Genomic DNA, 17,348 nt, shown 5'->3' with positions numbered 1-17,348 from the left:
AACCGATCCTAGGGGCGCGATTGTTCCCCGGATCAGGGCGTGACGGCAGCGTCCGCGAGAGGTCGTGCGGAGCGGTCCGTGACACACTCGCCGGGGACCAGCCAGGTGTGTCCCGACAGGTCAGCGTCCAGGGCCAGCAGGACCACCACGTCGCGACCGTCCTCGGCCGCGGGCGCGGCGCTGCGGGACCACCAGTCAGCCTGGGACCCGACCGTCTCCCAGCACGAGTTCGCCTGTGCTGCAGTGAGTCCCGATCCGGACTCCGCCATCGCGGCGTCCGACGCCAGGCCGGCGAGGATCCGGTCGTCGAAGTCGTCAGCCGTGACCGCGCCGAGGTGGGGCAGAAGGTCGATCGGTGCCTGGGACGCGTGGGCCAGGCTGCTCTCCTCGCTGGCGCCGGCCGGGTCGAGCATCTGCCCTCCGGCCGAGCCCTCGTCGACCGAGCCCGCGCCGGCGGAGTCCGCGGCCCCGCCCTCCTGCCGATCGCCGGTGGTCGGCGCGTAGGCGGCCGAGTCCGCCCCCCCGACCACGCCGGAGTCGAGCAGGTTGCCGACCGCCACGGCAGCGACCAGGAGCCCGGCTGCCGCGCCCGCCACCAGGCTCACCGTCCGCAGGGGGCGGCGCCGGGCGCGCTCCGACGCAAGGTCGACCACGCCGGTGTCCGCACCACGCAGCGGCTCGGGACCCCGACGCAGGGGGACGGCGCTGGCGGATCGACGGGCCTGCTCCTGCCGGAGGGCGGCCTCGATGCGCAGCGCGAGGTGCTCGGGCAGCGGGCCCGGGTCCGGCAGGGAGCGCAACAGCTGCCGGACGCCGGTGGGGTCGACCTCGTCGCCGTCGTCATCGGGCTTCACGTGGTGACCTCCTCACCGTGGGCGCGCTGGGGACCGTGTGGTCGTTGTTCGTGTGGCCGTTGTTCGTGTGGCCGTTGGTCGTGTGGTCCTGGATCTTGTGGTCCAGGATCCTGGGTCGGCTCAAGGAGTACGACGACCGGACGGCCGAGGCGGTTCCCCTCTGTGACCGACAGCACGGCTGCCGCTCACCGCGCCGGGTCCTTGTCCTCGCATCGGTCCTTGTCCTCGCACTCGTCCTCGTCCCCGTCCCGCGGCTCATCGCGCGCCGTCCCCGTCGCTCGGGCCGAGAAGGGCGAGCATCGCCTCGCGACCCCGTGAGCAGCGCGACTTGATCGTCCCCTCGGCGACGTCGAGCACCTGGGCCGCCTCGGCCACGGTGAGGCCATGCATGTCGACCAGGGTCAGGGCCAGCCGTTGGCCCTCCGGCAGCTGAGCCAGGGCCGTCTGCACGTCGAGCCGGACCTCGACGCTGCGATGCCGGTCGCGCGGATCCGCCATCTCGTGGTCGGCGATGTCGGCCGTCGGTCGGACGCGTCGCAGGCGGTCGAGGCAGGCATTGACGGTGATCCGGTGCAGCCAGGTGGTCACCTGGGAGTCGCCGCGGAACGAACCGGCCCGCCGGAAGGCGTTGATGAAGGCGTCCTGGACGGCATCCGCGGCCAGCTCGGGGTCGCGTGTCGTGCGCAGCGCGAGGGCCCACATCCGGTCGCGGTGCCGGCGGAAGATCTCGCCGAAAGCGTCAGGATCGCCCTCCGTGTGGCGTCTCAGGAGGGTCGCGTCGTCGACGTCCGCGAAGCTGTCCACGACCACCGGGACTAGCGGACGGTGATCTCGCGCACGCTCACGACCTCGCCGCCGGGCGAGGTGAACGCGCGGTCGAACCAGACGATGAGGTAGCGCCCCGTCTGGGGAGCCTCCGGGGTGACCGTCCAGGTGCCGCTCGCGGCGTCCTGGGCCCCGAGCTCGACGGCCCCCTCGAGCGCCGGCCGGTCGGAGAGCAGCACCCGGGCCCCCATGTCACCCTCGCCCAGCTCGACGTCGACGCTGCTGACCGTCGCGCCCGCACCCAGGTCGAGGACCAGACCCGTCCCCGACTTCAGTCCGCCCCAGCCGGGGGAGAGGTAGGTGTGCGAGGTCCACTGGGTCGCCGGGTCACCGTCCACCGCGAGCGGCGTGAGGTCGTTGCGCTCGTCGCCGTCGCCCTGGGGGTCGAAGGAGGTGATGCCGAGCACCGGCAGCTGTCCGTCCACCGGTCCTGGAGCGGCCGGCGCCTGGGTGGTGGGCTCGGTCGTCTCCTGAGCGTTGGTGGTCTGACCGGAGTCGGTCGTCGACGTGCTCGCCGCCGGCGCGGTCGCAGCCGGCGGGGACGCGGCGTCGGGCTCGTCGTCGCCGCCCAGACCCCGCAGCACGCTCCAGCCGAGCACGGCCGCCAGACCGAGGATCCCGAGCACGACCAGGAGCACGACGAGCGTCTGCGCGCCGGTGCCGTGCTCCTCGGGCAGTCCCTGGTCGAGCCCACCGTCCCGGGGACCACCGCCCCCCGGACCACGCGTTCCGGGCCTCCCGCTCGCAGTCCCACCGGGACGTGGCGAGATGCGCTCCCCGGTGCTGCGCACCCCCAGCAGGTCAGCGGTGGACGGGCGGGTCGAGTCTGTCACCGCAGTGGGGCCGGTCTGGTCGTCGACCGCACCCGGGAAGAACGGCGCCGGCTCGGTCGCCGGCTCGGTGGCGCGGTAGAACGGCTTCGGCACCAGGGAGGTGACGTCGTCGTCCGCGTGCGCGGGGTGGGCCGCGGTCGCGGCGGCGGACGCCCCAGCAGCACGGCTCAGTGCGCTGGACGCGGGGTCGTCCGTGCCGGGCTCCCCAGGGGTATAGATGGCACCCGGACGGGACCCGCGGACCATCTCGGAGGCCCAGGGCGAGAGCGTGCGGGCCAGCTCGCCCGGGGTGTGCGGCGCACGGGACAGGTCGGCGTCCGGGCCGTGCACCAGGCGGCACAGGGCGTCCAGGTCGCCGGGCACGCCGCTCACGACCTCCGAGGGAGCAGCCACGGAGCCGTCCGCCAGGCGACGGGCCGGGCGCAGACCTGCGGTGTCCTCCCCGGGCCACAGCCCGGTCAGCCCGGTGTAGAGCAGGGAGATGAGGTCGGCGGAGTCGATGATCGAGGCCTCGACCGGCGTGATGTCGTCGGTGCCCTCGAGCGCTGCGGCGACCCCCACGCCGGAGAGCTTCACGGTGCCGTCGCTGGTGCGCAGGACGGAGTGCGGGTTGAGGTAGAGGTGGTGGAGCCCGCGGCGTCGCGCCGACTCCAGGCCCGCCGCCGCCTCCCCGACCATCCGTCGGACCTCCTCCGCCGGCAGGGGCTGCTCGGCGACGAGCGAGGCCAGCGACTCGGCCTCGCTGAGCCCCTCCTCCACGATCCAGCTCAGCCCCTCCTCCGACCCGACGTCCAGGACCCGCACGAGGCGCGGGTCGTCCACGGAGGCCACCCGCCGGGCCGCGTCGACCACGGCCTGGGCCACCTCGGCGTGGTCGCCGGTGCTGGGCAGGACCGTGACGGCCACGAGCCGACCGAGGGTGGTGTCGTGCGCGACCCAGTAGTCGAGCGTCCCTCCCTCACGGCGCGCCAGGAGCTCGTCGAGGGCATAACGGCCACCCAGCTGGCTGCCTACCTCGAGCCGATCCATGTACGGGTCCTTCCGGTCGCCCCCGGTCGGAGGGTTGTCCCAGCGTAGTGTGTCGGCCTCCGGCCGAGGCTGCACCGCCGTGCCCTCGGCGTCGTCGGAGCTGGGCACCAGACCCGCCAGACCGGGCACCCGACGCAGCACCGGGGCCGCCACGGCCGCCACCTCGCGGACCCCCAGGAGGTGGGCGAGGACGGCATACCCGACGAGGAAGACCAGTCCCGCGACCGCGAGGACCACCGCCCCCGCCAGCCACCCGGGCCGGTCGAGGACGCGGACGAGCAGCCAGGTCGGCAGCAGGGCCACGACGGCCGCAGCGGCGGCCCGCAGGAAGGTGCCGCCGACCGGCGCCAGCCGCAGGTCCGGGAGCCTGCGGCGCACGGCGCGCAGGCCCAGGAAGGCCGCGACGAACTGTCCGAAGGCCTGGCCGAGCGCCAGCACGACGGCGACGCGGCCGGCCGGCTGGGTCAGAGACAGCGCCGCGACGACGAGCAGCGTCGTGGTGATCGCGACCTGGAAGAGGAAGGGCGTGCGGGCGTCCTCGAAGGAGTAGAAGACCCGGGCGCAGAGCAGGTAGACGCCGTAGGGCACCAGACCGAGCACGAGCGCGACGAGGATGGCGGCGATGGCGCGGCTCTCGTCGGGGGTGATGCCGGGGTAGAGGAACCGGGCGAGCAGCGGGGCGAGCACCACCATGCCGAGCGCGATCGGGACCATGGCGGTGCCGAGCAGCCGCAGCCCGCGGGTGACGTGGTCGCCCAGCGCGCGCAGGTCGTGGTCGGCGGCGGCCCTGGAGAGCACGGGGTAGATGGCCGTGAGGAGCGAGAGCGCGATGAGGGAGTGCGGGAGGATGAAGATCGAGAAGGCGTAGTCGTAGGACGCCTTGCCCGGCGCGGACGGTATGTCGCGCACCGCCGAGTTGAGCAGGTTGGTGGCGGTGATGACCCCCGTCTGGGACACGCCGACATCCGCCAGCGCCCAGCCCGCCATGACCGAGGCGGTGCCCAGACCCACCCCGCGGAACCCCCACCGGAAACGCCAGCGGAAGCCGGTCGCCCGGACGGCGGGGATGAGGACGAGCGCCTGCAGGACGATGCCCAGCGTCGCCGAGCCGGCCAGCAGCAGGACCATCCCGAGGGTCCACTCGTCGACGGGCAGGGCCGGCCTGACGTCCGGGACGGCGCGGACCTCGGGGTAGAGGCGCGCGAAGAGCAGCAGCCCGGCGATGTTCACGACGTTGGCCAGAGCGGGTGACCAGGCGAACGCGGCGAAACGGTGGTGCGCGGCGAGCACCTGGCCCAGCAGGGTGTGGAGGCCGTAGAACAGCATCTGCGGGATGCACAGGTAGGCGAACATGATCGCCAGGTCGAGCATCGGGTCGCCGCGCGGGAAGCTGAGCATGACCAGCTTGGTCACCAGCGGCGCGGCCAGCACGAAGAGCACGGTCCCGCCCGTGAGGATGACCACGGAGAGCGTGAGGAGCCGGTCGCTGTAGTCCTGGCCCTCCTCGCCCCGCTTCATCGCCCTGGTGAGCTGGGGCAGCAGCAGCACGTTGAGGACACCGGCGGCGAGCAGCAGGTAGATGGTGTTGGGCAGCGTGTTGGCCGTCTGCCAGACGTTGGCCGCGGGTGTCCTCGTGCCGAGCACCCAGGCCAGGATGGCCATCCGCACCACCCCGAGCACGCGGGAGGTGAGGGTGCCGCCGGCCATCACGAGGCTGGAGCGGGCCAGCGAGCTGGTCGAGGAGGCGTCGCGCGTCATACCGGTGTGCTCCCGTCCCCGGGACCCTGGGGGCGCCGGACGCCCGCCAGCACGGCCCGCGGCGTGGCCCGGAGCGCGCGGACGAGCCCGACCGCCAGCACCAGCCCGCCGAGGCTGCCCAGGACCCAGTAGATCCAGACGCCCGGCGGCTGGACGTGCACCTCGACCGCCGCGTCGTCACCGAACGGGGTGCCGTTGGGGGCGGACAGCAGCGCCCTGACCGTGGTGTCGCCGCGGGTGACGGCCCGGACGCCGAAGGTCACGGTCGCCCGGCTGTCCGGGCCGACGGTGATCGGCTCCGGCTGGTCGATGACCTGCAGGACGCCGGAGCCGCTGACGAGCTGGACGCGGACGTTCTCCACGGCGACCGGCAGACTGTTGACGATCGTGACCCGCATCAGGCCCTGCTCGGAGAGGAAGTTGATGGTGCCCGGGTTGACGTGCAGCCCCTGCCGGGACCGCGTGCTCGCCGTGCGCACCGGGCGCCACGACTCCGACCAGACCTCCGGGGCCACGTCGCGCCAGCGCGTGCTGCGCGACGCTGCCAGCGCCTGCTCCCAGCCGCCGACGGTGCGCGACCCCGTCTCGTCGAGCACCTGCCGCAGCCCGAGCAGGTGACGCCGGACCGAGGCGACCGACCGCAGCGCCTGCTCGTCCAGCGGGCTCGCGCCCGCGTCGAGGTATGCCGTGAGCTCGCCCAGGGTTCCTGGCTCGGGCTCGCCCCCGGTCAGCTCGGCCGGGTCCACCGGGCTCCGGGTGGCCTCGTCGAGCAGGACGGACGCGGGGACGGGCGCGATCCAGCCCGCCCGGTCGATCCCGTCGCTGAGCTCGGCCAGCACGGCCGGGTCCGGGCGGGTGCCCCGGGGTGCGGCGACGACCAGCGAGCGGTCCTGCCGCTCGTCCTGCTGCCAGGTGACGAGGCTGTCCGCGAGGAGGTGCTGGGCGGAGGCGCCGGCACCGTGGGCGGCACCCTCGTCAGCCGCGGCCGCGAGCAGGGCGGAGGCGCGCGAGTCGGTGGCCAGCACGCCCAGGCCCTCGGGGACCAGGGTCGTCAGGGCCGCCGTGGACACCGGGGCGCCCGAGTCGATCCCGACCGCCTCCCGCGGCAGGACGACGGCCCCGAGGTCGGCACCGGTCGCCCGCCAGGCGCCGGCCAGCCGGTCCACGGTCGACGCGACCGGGGAGCCGACGGGCCACGCGACATCCCTGCGGCCGCGGTCGAGCAGGGCCCGGGCGGCCTCCGGGTCGGACAGGCGCTGGGCCAGCGCGGCACGCAGCTCGGCGTCCTCGGCGCCTGCCAGCACGGCCTCGAGGTCGGGGTCAGCCACCGGCAGCCACCACAGCGACGCCGGGTCGACGTCCGCGAGCCGTCGGCGGACGGGGTCGACGAGGGCGTCCACGCGCTCGTCGACGGTGGTGGGCACCCCCTCGGAGGGTTGCCCGTCGGTCGGGACACCGCCCCCGGGCTCCTCGGTCGTCGTCGCCCCGTCGGTCGAGGGCGGCGTCACCTCGGGCGCGGTGGTGGCGGTGGCGGTGTCCTCGCTCGGCTCCGCGCTCGTCTGCTCGTCGCTCGTCGTCTCGTCGCTGGGCTCCTCGCCCGGCTCCTCCGGGGCGACCGCGAGCGGCTCCACCCTGGCGGGCGCGACGAGGGCGGGGTCCACGGCCCAGGTGACCCCGGGCACGGTCAGCCCCTCCAGCCAGGTGCGGACCACCGACCCCTCACCGGCCGCCGCGGCCCAGGCGGTCTCCCACCGGGTGTCGTCCGGCGTCACCAGGTCACCGTCCGGCGGCAGGGTGAGCGGCACCACCCACGCCGTGCGCAGCGGCTGGCCGACGGTCGTGCCCCCGCCGACGACGAGCACCGACCGCAGCGTCGCCGGCGCGGTCCCGAAGACCAGCCCGGGCTCCCCGTCGGCCTCGTCGTGCGCGTGCAGCTCCAGGCCGAGCACCCCACGGTCGACGGGGAAGGCGTCCAACGCGTCCTCGTCCAGCCGGATCGTGAACGGCACCTCCGAGCCGGCCGCCACCACCGGCCCGACGGTGTCGCTGCCCAGCAGCCAGTCGGTCGCCAGCCCAGGGTCCCCGTCGAGCCAGTCGTCGAGGCCCGCACGGGTGGTCACCGGGCCCCAGGTCGCCTCCGCGGAGACGTGGCCGATCCGCTGCTGCCGTTCGGAGTCGTTGACGACCCGTCCGCGCAGCGTGACCGGCTCGCCGACCGTGGGCACGGTCGGCTCCACGTCGTCGAGGACGACCCGCAGCCCGGGGACGGGGTCGTGCGCGGCATACCCGGACGGCACCGACGCGCCCGTCGCGGGCAGCCCCGGCGCGGCGAGCGCCGCCGTCAGGCCGACGGCGCAGGCCGCGGCCCTGGTACGGGCCGCCCACGCGGTGCGGCGGGCAGGAGGGAGCACGGTCGCGTCAGGCGGTCCGGGTGAGCCGCGTCCACGCCTCGCGGGCGATGCGTCGCTCGTTGGGGAAGGTCAGCTTGCGGTGCACCTCGTCCAGGGGCACCCAGATGGCGTCGATGGCTTCCTGGTCGGGGTCGTTCTCGATCGTGAGATGACCACCCGTCGCCTCCAGCAGATAGTGGTGCACCATCTTGTGGATGCGGTGCGAGGGCGTGGTGAACCAGTACTCGATCGTGCCGAGGGTGATGAGCACCCGCCCCACGATGCCCGTCTCCTCGGCCACCTCGCGCTCGGCGGTCTGGACGAGGGACTCCCCGGGCTCGACATGGCCCTTGGGCAGGCACCACTCGACCTTGCCCGAACGGTTGCGGCGGGCGATGATCGCGATCCGCGCCCGACCCTCGTGGACGTCGATGACCACACCCCCCGCGGAGGTCTCGCTCACCGACGGCAGGCGTCGCACGGATGCCTGGTGCCGGGAGGTCGTGGTCATCGCCCCACTGTAACCAGACTTCCGTGACCTGCACAGGAGCTCGGCCGGGGCGGCCTGACGCCGCCCGTCCCCTACCCTTGAGAACAATGTCCACCTCCACCACGCCCGAAGGCGCCCTGCTGCTCCAGGCCCTGCGACACCTGTCCCCGAGCCTGCCCCTGCTGACCGACCTCGGCGAGCGCTTCGCCGCCGCCGGGCACGAGCTCGCGCTCGTCGGCGGGCCGGTGCGCGACGCCTTCCTCGGCCGCACCTCCCCGGACCTCGACTTCACCTCCTCGGCCTCGCCGGAGCAGATCGAGCACGTCCTCGAGGCCTGGGCGGACACGACCTGGGACGTGGGCCGGGCCTTCGGCACCATCGGCGCGCGTCGCGGCGACGTCGTCGTGGAGGTCACCACCTACCGCGCCGACGCCTACGACCCCGAGTCGCGCAAGCCGGTCGTCGCCTTCGGCGACAACCTCGAGGAGGACCTGGTCCGCCGCGACTTCACCGTCAACGCGATGGCGCTGCGGCTGCCCGACCTGACCTTCGTCGACCCGCACGGGGGGCTGGAGGACCTGCAGGAGCGCGCGCTGCGCACGCCCCACACCCCGGAGGTCTCCTTCAGCGACGACCCGCTGCGGATGATGCGGGCGGCCCGGTTCGCCGCCCAGCTGCGCCTGGTGCCCGCGCCCGAGGTCCTCACCGCCATGTCCGGTATGGCGTCGCGCCTGTCGATCGTCTCCGCCGAGCGGGTGCGGGACGAGCTGGTCAAGCTGCTCCTCGCCGACGACCCGCGCTCGGGCCTGGAGCTGATGGTCCAGACCGGCCTCGCCGAGGAGGTGCTGCCCGAGCTGCCGGCGCTGCAGCTGGAGGTCGACGAGCACCACCGGCACAAGGACGTCTACGAGCACAGCCTCACCGTGCTCGACCAGGCGATCGCCCTCGAGGACCCGCCGGAGGCGACCGGCGCCGACGAGGTGCCCGGCCCGGACCTGGTGCTGCGCCTGGCGGCGCTCCTGCACGACATCGGCAAGCCGGCGACCCGCCGCTTCGAGCCGGGCGGGGGCGTCAGCTTCCACCACCACGAGCTGGTGGGCGCCCGGATGGCCCGCACCCGCCTGCGTGCGCTGCGCTTCGACAAGGACACGGTCAAGGCGGTCAGCCGGCTGGTCGAGCTGCACCTGCGCTTCCACGGCTACGGCTCGGGGGAGTGGACCGACTCCGCCGTGCGCCGCTACGTCACCGACGCCGGCCCCCTCCTCGGGCGGCTGCACAAGCTCACCCGCTCGGACTCCACCACCCGCAACCGTCGCAAGGCGGCCCGGCTGGCGGCCAGCTACGACGACCTGGAGCGGCGGATCGAGCGCATCCGGGCCGCGGAGGAGCTGGGAGCGGTCCGCCCGGAGCTGGACGGCAACCAGATCGCCGAGATCCTCGGCATCGCCCCGGGCCCCGTCCTCGGCCGCGGCTACAAGCACCTGCTCGCCTTCCGGCTCGACGCCGGCCCCGTCGGCCCGGAGGCCGCGCGGGAGGAGCTGCTGCGGTGGTGGAGCGAGCAGCCGGAGTCGGGGGATGGGTAGGCACCGCGCCCTGGACGCGGCGCCCCGCCCAGGTTCCCGGCGCAGCGGCTCCCGCCACTCGACCGCGGCGCAGCGGCCCTGGGTCCACCGGGTCACCGGTCTGCCCTGGATGATGCTCGTCCTGCTGGGGCTGGTCGTCGTGGTCAGCGTGTCCCTGCTGCGCCCGGACACCTACGCCGCCACCGCCACCCTCACCGCCTCCTCGCCCCGGGCCGCGAGCAGCGGCGCGGTGGCGCTGAGCGGCCGCTACCTGCCCCACCACGTCGAGGAGGCCCTCGAGCTCGACCCCCGGCGGCGGGGCGAGATCCGCGTCGACGTCGACAACGTCGACGGCAGCGAGCTCGCTGTCACGGCCTTCGCCCACGACCCGCGTCTCGCGGCGCTCGCCGCCGACACGGCCTCCGCCCTCGTCATCCGTGAGCACCCGCAGGACCTCTCGCTCCAAACGCCCGCCACCGTGCCGAGCGCGCCCGTCTCGGGCCAGCCCCTGCGGTGGTGGGCCCTGGCCGCCGGCCTCCTCGGCCTCGCCGCGCTGCTCGAGCTCACCCACGAAAGGTGGGAGGTCCGCCATACCCAGCTCCGCCCCGCAGGAGGGCTGAGGTGACGGTCGACGAGGGCGCCGAGGCCCCGGTCTCGCGCGCCCGGCTGCGGGCCCTGCGCGCGGTCCGGCACTCGCTCAAGGTCCCGCCCGTGCCCCGCGACTTCCGCGCGGACATCGAGGGGATGCGCGCGATCGCGGTGCTCGGCGTGCTGCTCTGGCACGCGGGCGTGACCGTGGTGCCGGGCGGCTTCGTCGGGGTCGACGTCTTCTTCGTGGTCAGCGGCTTCCTCATGACGGCCCTGCTGCTGGAGGAGGCGCGCGAGCGCGGCCGCATCGACCTCGGCCGTTTCTACGCCCGTCGCGCGCGCCGGCTGCTGCCGGCCGCCCTGGCCGCACTGGTGGGCACCGCGGTGCTCACGCTGCTCTTCCTGCCGCGCACCCGGTGGTGGGACACCGGCATCGACCTGCTGACCGCCGCCTCCTACGTCGTCAACTGGCGGATGTCCTCGGGCGCGACCGACTACCTCGACGTCTCGCGCGCGCCGAGCCCGGTCCAGCACTACTGGTCGCTGGCGGTCGAGGAGCAGTTCTACGTCGTCTGGCCCGTGCTCCTGCTGGGGCTGCTCGTGCTGGCGCGCGGCCGCGCGCGCGTCTTCCGGGTCACCTCGTGGACGCTCACCCTGGCCCTGCTCGCCGCCTCCCTGGCGGTGTCGCACTGGTGGACGCAGACGTATGCCGCGCAGGCCTACTTCGTCACCCCCACCCGCGTCCACGAGCTGATGATCGGCGCCGTCGTCGCGCTGGGCGCGCGCGGGTGGCCGACGATCCCGCGGCTGCTGTCGGCGGTCCTCGGCTGGCTCGGCCTGGTGATGATCATGGCCTCGCTCTTCGCGATCGACCAGCACACTCCCTTCCCGGGGACGGCGGCGCTGTGGCCCACGGTCGGCACCGCGCTCGTGCTGATCTCCGGGGCGCGCGCCGGCCTGTGGGGGCCAGAGTTCATCCTCCGCGCCCGCTGGATGCAGTGGGTCGGACGGATCAGCTACAGCCTCTACCTCTGGCACTGGCCGTTCGTCGCCGCGGCCGCCTCGATCCTCGCCGTCGGCAGCGGGGGCCCGGTGTCCCTGCCGGTCCAGTGGGGGCTCGTGGCGGTGCTCGTCTCGGTGCTGCCGGCCTGGCTCTCCTTCCGGTATGTCGAGGAGCCCGTCCGCGTGCGCGGTCGCGTCCTCCAGGCGCGGGTCGGCCCGGGGGTGGCGACCTATCGCGCCCTCCGGCTCGGCGCCAGCTGCAGCCTCGCGGGTGCGTTGCTCGGGCTGACGCTCATGTCCGTGGCGCCGCCGCGCGTGGACGGCGAGGCCGTGGCGTGGCGCACCCCGGCGCTGGTCGACGACCTGCGGCAGCCGGTGGGTGCCGGCACCCTCGCCGACGCCCCCGCGCCGGGCGGCGGGTCGGGCACGGAGGAGCAGCTGGCCGCCGCGCCGGAGCGGATGCCCGACACGCTCGGCGAGCTGGCCGTCCCGGTCGAGCAGGTGCCGGCCGACCGCCCGGTGCTCACCCCCGAGGGCTGCTTCCCCGGGCTGACCGAGAGCAAGGTCGGTGTCTGCGAGGCCGGGGATCCCGACGGCCCGGTGACGATCGCGCTGTTCGGCGACAGCCACGCCGCGATGTGGGTGACGGCGCTGGACGAGATCGGTCGCGAGCGCGGCTGGCGGGTGGTCACCGTCGCCAAGTCGTCCTGCCCGCCGGTCGACGAGCTGAGCTTCTCGCGCGGCCAGGCGCCGCAGGGCTACGAGCAGTGCACGGCATACCAGGAGAAGGTGCTCGACCGGCTCGTCGAGCTGGACCCGGACGTCGTGGTGATGTCCTCCGCGAGCTACGGCGCCTCGGACGAGGCGGTGGCCGAGGCGCTGGCGCGGCGGGTCGACCAGCTGCGCGCCGCCGGCATCGAGCCGGTGCTCCTGCGCGACGTGCCGCGGCCGCCGTTCGACGTGCCCGAGTGCCTGGTGGCCAACGAGGACCGCGCGACCCGGTGCGTCTTCGACCGCTCCGAGGGGCTGACCCGCAGCGGCACCGGGCACGCGCTGCTCGCCGAGCTGCGGCCGGACCTGCCCGTGGTGGACCTCACGAAGGCCATCTGCCCCGCGGAGGAGTGCGACCCCGTCGTCGGGGGCGTCGTCGTGTGGCGCGACTCCAACCACGTGTCGGCGACCTATGTCCGCTCCCTGCGCGGCCTGGTCGAGCAGCAGCTGCTCCCCGTCGTGGCGCTCACGCAGCTGCGCACCGGACCCTAGGCGCGCCAGACCCGGCCGCGACGCGCCCGGACGGGGCCGTCGGGCGGCTCCTGCGCGACGCGCCACAGCACCCAGGCCCACGCGGCGACCCGCAGGAGCACGACGAGCGAGTAGGTCGAGGCGGGCAGCCCGCGCCCGGGGTCGCTGGCAAAGGCGATGTGCAACCAGGTCATGACGAAGTGCAGGGTCTCGGCGCCGGCCCACACCAGGTGTTCCCCCCAGGGACGGGAGGACAGCGCCAGGAAGGGCAGCACCCACAGGCCGGACTGCACCGACAATGACGGAGCGGTCAGCACGACGAGGAGCATGACGAGCGCGGCGACCTGGTGGACCGCCAGCACCCGCCGCCACGGCCGCGACACCACCCAGCCGGCGAGGGCGGCTCCCGCCACCCAGCCACCCACCGCCAGACCGACCGTCAGCTCGCTTGGCAGGTGCAGACCGTTGAGCGCGGGGACCATCTGCAGCGCTCCGTAGCCGGCGCCCTGGCTCCACCACCGCTGGGCCCCGGTGAGCGCCTGCGGCTCGACGAGGACGAGCGGCACGACGACGGCCAGGGCGGCGAGCAGCGCCCCGACGACGACCCTCGCGGCGGGCAGGGGCTGCCGCAGCCGCCAGGCGACCAGCACGATCGCGATGACGAAGACGAGCGGGAAGGGTCGGACCAGCGTGGCCAGGCCGAGCAGCGCGCCGCCGGTCCACGCGCGATCCCGCCGCCACGCCCACAGCCCGGCCAGCGTCAGGGCCACCCCGAGCAGGTCGGTCGACACGAGGGCGAGCGTCACCAGGACCGGGCTGACCGCCAGGTGGGCGGCCTGCCAGGGGCGGTGCGGCTGGAGTCCCACCGCGGCGACCACGGCCAGCGCCAGGAGCAGCGTCGCGGCCAGCGCCCACAGCGCGAACACCCACTGCTGGGGGCCCAGCCCCTGGCCGGCGCTGGGGGAGACCTGCGCCACGAGCCACATGGCCAGCCCGGACAACGGCGGCTGGTCGGAGGGCGCCGCTCCCGACCAGGGCAGCGCCCGCTCCGCCAGCGGCGAGCTCACGTGCACGACCGGCAGGTCGGAGTAGCACGCCCGCCAGAACTGGTCGGGCGTGCTCCAGCCCTTCATCAGGCAGTGGCCCTTCTGCCACACGCCGAGGGCGAGGACGGCGGAGCCGAGCAGCACCAGGGTGACGGCGACACCGACGAGACCGCGGGCGCCGACCACGGCATACCTCCCGGTCGGCCCGCCCACCACCGAGGTGGCGAGCCGCACGACGGGGTCGGACCAGGACGGCACGACGTACGGCACGTCGCGGCGGAAGTCCCCGGGTGCCGGTGTCGTCATGCGCCCCAATCTAAGGTGCTAGCCGTTGCCCGGCGGGGCGGGCAGCGTGGGCAGGCTCGGCAGGGGCGACGTCGGCTCCGGGCTGGTCGGCTCCGGGGTGGTGGGCTCGGGTGTCGTCGGCTCCGGCGTGGTCGGCTCCGGCGTGGTCGGCTCCGGGGTGGTGGGCTCCGGCGTCGTCGGCTCCGCGCTCGTCGTCTCGGTCGGCTCCTCGCTGGTCGTGGGCGAGGGGGCCTCGGTCGTCGGCTCCACCTGCGGCGCCTCGGTGGTGTTGAGGAGCTCGCCGACGCCCACCCGCTCCGGGAAGGGCACGACCTCCTCGCCGTCCATCGCGCGCCGCATGAACTCGCCCCAGATCTGCGCGGGGAACGTGCCGCCGGTGACCTGGTCCAGCCCCGCGACGTTCTGCATGGGGACGGTGCCGTCGCCCTTGTACATCACCACGCCCGCGGCGAGCTGGGGCACGAAGCCGTCGAACCAGGCCGAGACGTTGTTCTCGCTCGTGCCCGACTTGCCGGCGCTCGGCCGGCCGATGTCGCCCGCGCCGAGACCCGAGCCCTGCGTCATCACGTAGGTCATCGCGTCCGTGACGTCGACGGCGACGTCGCGGTCGATGCCCTCCTCGGTCTCGGGCTCGGCCTCGTATGTCGTGGCGCCCGTCCGGTCGACCACCTCGGCCACGAGGTAGGTGCTGGAACGCTCGCCCTCCGCCGCGAGGGTGGCGTAGGCGTTGGTCATCTGCACCAGGGTGGGCGAGGCGGTGCCGAGCACGTTGGTCAGGTCGGTGCCCAGGCCCGGGGTGTCCTCGGGCAGCCCGAGGTCGATCGCGGCCTGGACCGTCTTCTCCGGGCCGATCTCCTCGTTGAGCTGGACGTAGATCGTGTTGACCGACTCGGCCAGGGCGACCCGCAGGTCCAGGGTGCCGAAGGAGACGTCGCGGAAGTTGCGCACGTCGACCGTCCCGCCGCCCACGCCGAAGGTCATCGGGCTGGGTCCGGGGAAGGTCGTCAGGGTGTCGACCCCGGCGGCGACCGCGGCGACGAGCGTGACCGGCTTGAACAGCGAGCCCGCCTGCACCCGGGCGTCGGTCGCGGCGTTGAGCTGGGTCTTCTGGTAGTCGGCGCCGCCGTACATCGCGGTGATCGCGCCGTCGGCGGGCCGGACCGCGGTGAGGCCGGCCGACAGGTCGTCGGTGCCCTCGCCGGTCGGCATGAACTCCTTGACCGCGGCCTTGGCGGCGTCCTGGTGCTTCTTGACGATGGTGGTCGTGACGCGCAGCCCGCTGCTGTCGATCGCGGCGTCGTCCAGCTCGAGGCGGTCCCGCAGCTCCGCGCGGACCAGCTGAGCGACATACCCGTCCACGCCCCGTGCCGCGGTGGCGGGCTCGGGCTCGCCGATCTCCGGGAAGGTCGCCGCGTCGCGGGCCGCGGCGTCCAGCCACCCCTGGTCGACCATGCCGTCGAGGACGTAGTCGACCCGCGCCCGGGCCCGCTCCTCGTTGCCGTCGGCGTAGTCGGGGTCGAACAGCGACGGGGCGTTCATCACCGAGGCGAGGAAGGCGCCCTCCTCGACGCTGAGCTCGCTGACGTCCTTGTCGAAGTAGGCCTGGCTCGCGGTCTCGATGCCGTAGGCGCCGCGGCCGAAGTAGATGGTGTTGAGGTAGTTCTCGAGGATCTGGTCCTTGGACTGCTCGTTGTCGATCTTGACCGAGATCACCATCTCCTTGACCTTGCGCGTCAGCGTCTGGTCGGCGGTGAGGTAGTAGTTCTTGACGTACTGCTGGGTGATGGTCGACCCGCTCTGCAGGCCCTGGCCCCGCAGCGAGCGGTAGAGCCCGCGCAACGTGCCGGTGATCGAGACGCCCTCGTTCTCGTAGAAGGACCGGTCCTCGGCAGCGAGCACGGCCTTCTGGACGTGGTCGGGGACCTGGTCGAGGGTGACGTTCTCCCGGTCGTAGCCGCCGGTGAAGCGCGCCAGCTCCGTCTCGCCGTCGGCGTAGTAGAGGATCGTGCTCTGCGCGTCCGCGAAGTCGTTGGGCTCGGGGATCTGCGTCCGCGTGTAGGCGAACGCGAACGCGCCGGCCGCCACGGCCACGCCGAGCAGGCCGAGACCGAGCACCCACAGCAGGACCGTGCGCAGCCGCTGGCCCCGCCGCCGGGGCCGCTTCCGCTGGGCGCGCGCCTCGCGGCGGGTGGAGGGGGTCGAGGGATTCACCCGCCCATTGTGCCCGCCCGAACCTGAGCGGAAGCGGAATGGGCGCGACTGCGAAGATGTTGAGGCTAGGTGGTGCGCGGCCAGCAGGTCGTGGCCCTGTCGACCCCTTTGAGGAGAAGTTTCACAATGGCAGCGGTGCGCGTGGCGATCGTGGGCGTGGGCAACTGTGCCAGCTCGTTGGTCCAGGGTGTCGAGTACTACAAGGACGCCGACCCGGACGCGGCCGTCCCCGGTCTGATGCACGTGCAGTTCGGTGACTACCACGTCCGCGACGTGGAGTTCGTGGCGGCGTTCGACGTCGACGCGAAGAAGGTGGGCTTCGACCTCTCGGAGGCCATCGTGGCCAGCGAGAACAACACGATCAAGATCGCCGACGTCCCCCCGACCGGCGTCACCGTGCAGCGCGGGCCGACCCTCGACGGTCTCGGCAAGTACTACTCCCTGACGATCGAGGAGTCCGACGCCGAGCCGGTCGACGTCGTGCAGGCGCTCAAGGACGCCGAGGTCGACGTGCTCGTGTCCTACCTCCCGGTCGGCAGCGAGGTGGCGGACAAGTTCTACGCGCAGTGCGCCATCGACGCGGGCGTGGCCTTCGTCAACGCCCTGCCGGTCTTCATCGCCTCCGACCCCGCGTGGGCCAAGAAGTTCGAGGACGCCGGCGTCCCGATCGTCGGCGACGACATCAAGAGCCAGGTCGGCGCGACGATCACCCACCGCGTCATGGCCAAGCTCTTCGAGGACCGCGGCGTCGTGCTCGACCGCACCTACCAGCTCAACGTCGGCGGCAACATGGACTTCAAGAACATGCTCGAGCGCGAGCGCCTGGAGTCCAAGAAGATCTCCAAGACGCAGGCCGTGACCTCCAACGTCAGCAAGGACTTCGCCGACCGCGACGTGCACATCGGCCCCTCCGACTACGTCCAGTGGCTCGACGACCGCAAGTGGGCCTACGTCCGCCTCGAGGGGCGCGCCTTCGGCGACGTGCCGCTCAACCTCGAGTACAAGCTCGAGGTCTGGGACTCGCCCAACTCCGCGGGCATCATCATCGACGCGCTCCGGGCCGCCAAGATCGCCAAGGACCGCGGCCAGGGCGGCCCGGTCATCGGCGCCTCGGCCTACCTGATGAAGTCGCCGCCGGTGCAGATGCCCGACGAGGAGGGCCGCGCCGAGGTCGAGGCGTTCATCGCCGGCTGACGAGGTCGTAGGGTCGTC

General features: G+C 73.8%; 11 protein-coding genes. 4 read left to right on the top strand and 7 right to left on the bottom strand.

Annotation, left to right across the window (positions count from 1 at the left end):
• Positions 1-32 precede the first annotated feature (32 nt).
• The 5 genes from IEV65_RS10455 to IEV65_RS10435 all read right to left on the bottom strand — a co-directional run bounded on the left by IEV65_RS10455 (position 33) and on the right by IEV65_RS10435 (position 8,200).
• Positions 33-854: a hypothetical protein gene (locus tag IEV65_RS10455; protein WP_188430537.1), complete on the bottom strand. Its 822-nt coding sequence runs from the start codon at positions 852-854 to the stop codon at positions 33-35.
• Positions 855-1,109: 255 nt separating this feature from the next.
• Positions 1,110-1,664 (bottom strand): RNA polymerase sigma factor SigM, encoded by a 555-nt coding sequence (sigM, locus tag IEV65_RS10450; protein WP_188430535.1) that lies wholly within the window; start codon positions 1,662-1,664, stop codon positions 1,110-1,112.
• A 5-nt stretch (positions 1,665-1,669) separates the two neighbouring features.
• The gene (gene murJ, locus IEV65_RS10445) at positions 1,670-5,299 is read right to left on the bottom strand and encodes a murein biosynthesis integral membrane protein MurJ (RefSeq protein WP_188430533.1); all 3,630 of its coding nucleotides are present in this window, start codon (positions 5,297-5,299) and stop codon (positions 1,670-1,672) included.
• Positions 5,296-7,710 (bottom strand): DUF6049 family protein, encoded by a 2,415-nt coding sequence (locus IEV65_RS10440; RefSeq protein ID WP_188430531.1) that lies wholly within the window; start codon positions 7,708-7,710, stop codon positions 5,296-5,298. The genes murJ and IEV65_RS10440 overlap by 4 nt, the downstream gene beginning before the upstream one ends.
• 7 nt (positions 7,711-7,717) lie before the next feature.
• The gene (locus IEV65_RS10435) at positions 7,718-8,200 is read right to left on the bottom strand and encodes an NUDIX hydrolase (RefSeq protein ID WP_188430529.1); all 483 of its coding nucleotides are present in this window, start codon (positions 8,198-8,200) and stop codon (positions 7,718-7,720) included.
• Between the two features lie 86 nt (positions 8,201-8,286).
• On the opposite strand from IEV65_RS10435, the gene IEV65_RS10430 reads away from it, so the two are divergent.
• Genes IEV65_RS10430 through IEV65_RS10420 form a run of 3 tightly spaced genes read left to right on the top strand, consistent with a single transcriptional unit; the run spans position 8,287 to position 12,594 of the window.
• Complete coding sequence (locus IEV65_RS10430) at positions 8,287-9,762, top strand: CCA tRNA nucleotidyltransferase (RefSeq protein ID WP_188430527.1); 1,476 nt, start codon at positions 8,287-8,289, stop codon at positions 9,760-9,762.
• Positions 9,755-10,366 carry a hypothetical protein gene (locus tag IEV65_RS10425; RefSeq protein ID WP_188430525.1) on the top strand — a complete coding sequence of 204 codons (612 nt, stop codon included), beginning with the start codon at positions 9,755-9,757 and terminating at the stop codon, positions 10,364-10,366. The genes IEV65_RS10430 and IEV65_RS10425 overlap by 8 nt, the downstream gene beginning before the upstream one ends.
• Positions 10,363-12,594, top strand: a complete 2,232-nt coding sequence (locus IEV65_RS10420) for an acyltransferase family protein (protein WP_188430523.1) — start codon at positions 10,363-10,365, stop codon at positions 12,592-12,594. Before IEV65_RS10425 ends, IEV65_RS10420 begins: the two co-directional genes overlap by 4 nt.
• On the opposite strand, the gene IEV65_RS10415 is transcribed toward IEV65_RS10420, so the two are convergent.
• Entirely contained in the window at positions 12,591-13,925 is a 1,335-nt protein-coding gene (locus tag IEV65_RS10415) for a glycosyltransferase 87 family protein (RefSeq protein ID WP_188430521.1), read from the bottom strand. The genes IEV65_RS10420 and IEV65_RS10415 overlap by 4 nt on opposite strands.
• An 18-nt stretch (positions 13,926-13,943) precedes the next feature.
• Entirely contained in the window at positions 13,944-16,136 is a 2,193-nt protein-coding gene (locus IEV65_RS10410; RefSeq protein ID WP_188430519.1) for a transglycosylase domain-containing protein, read from the bottom strand.
• A 126-nt stretch (positions 16,137-16,262) separates the two neighbouring features.
• Between IEV65_RS10410 and IEV65_RS10405 the strand changes: the two genes are divergently transcribed.
• Positions 16,263-17,330 (top strand): inositol-3-phosphate synthase, encoded by a 1,068-nt coding sequence (locus tag IEV65_RS10405; RefSeq protein WP_188430517.1) that lies wholly within the window; start codon positions 16,263-16,265, stop codon positions 17,328-17,330.
• The last annotated feature ends 18 nt before the right edge of the window (positions 17,331-17,348 follow it).

Source organism: Ornithinimicrobium tianjinense (assembly GCF_014636495.1).
GTDB lineage: Bacteria > Actinomycetota > Actinomycetes > Actinomycetales > Dermatophilaceae > Ornithinicoccus > Ornithinicoccus tianjinensis.
Note: the sequence above shows the minus strand (reverse complement) of the source record. Positions and strands in the feature narration are given on the sequence as shown.

Coding starts and splice junctions, on each gene's coding strand:
- IEV65_RS10415 (WP_188430521.1), bottom strand. CDS start 13,925: ATGACGACACCGGCACCCGGGGACTTCCGCCGCGACGTGCCGTACGTC.
- IEV65_RS10430 (WP_188430527.1), top strand. CDS start 8,287: ATGTCCACCTCCACCACGCCCGAAGGCGCCCTGCTGCTCCAGGCCCTG.
- IEV65_RS10435 (WP_188430529.1), bottom strand. CDS start 8,200: ATGACCACGACCTCCCGGCACCAGGCATCCGTGCGACGCCTGCCGTCG.
- IEV65_RS10405 (WP_188430517.1), top strand. CDS start 16,263: ATGGCAGCGGTGCGCGTGGCGATCGTGGGCGTGGGCAACTGTGCCAGC.
- IEV65_RS10425 (WP_188430525.1), top strand. CDS start 9,755: ATGGGTAGGCACCGCGCCCTGGACGCGGCGCCCCGCCCAGGTTCCCGG.
- murJ (WP_188430533.1), bottom strand. CDS start 5,299: ATGACGCGCGACGCCTCCTCGACCAGCTCGCTGGCCCGCTCCAGCCTC.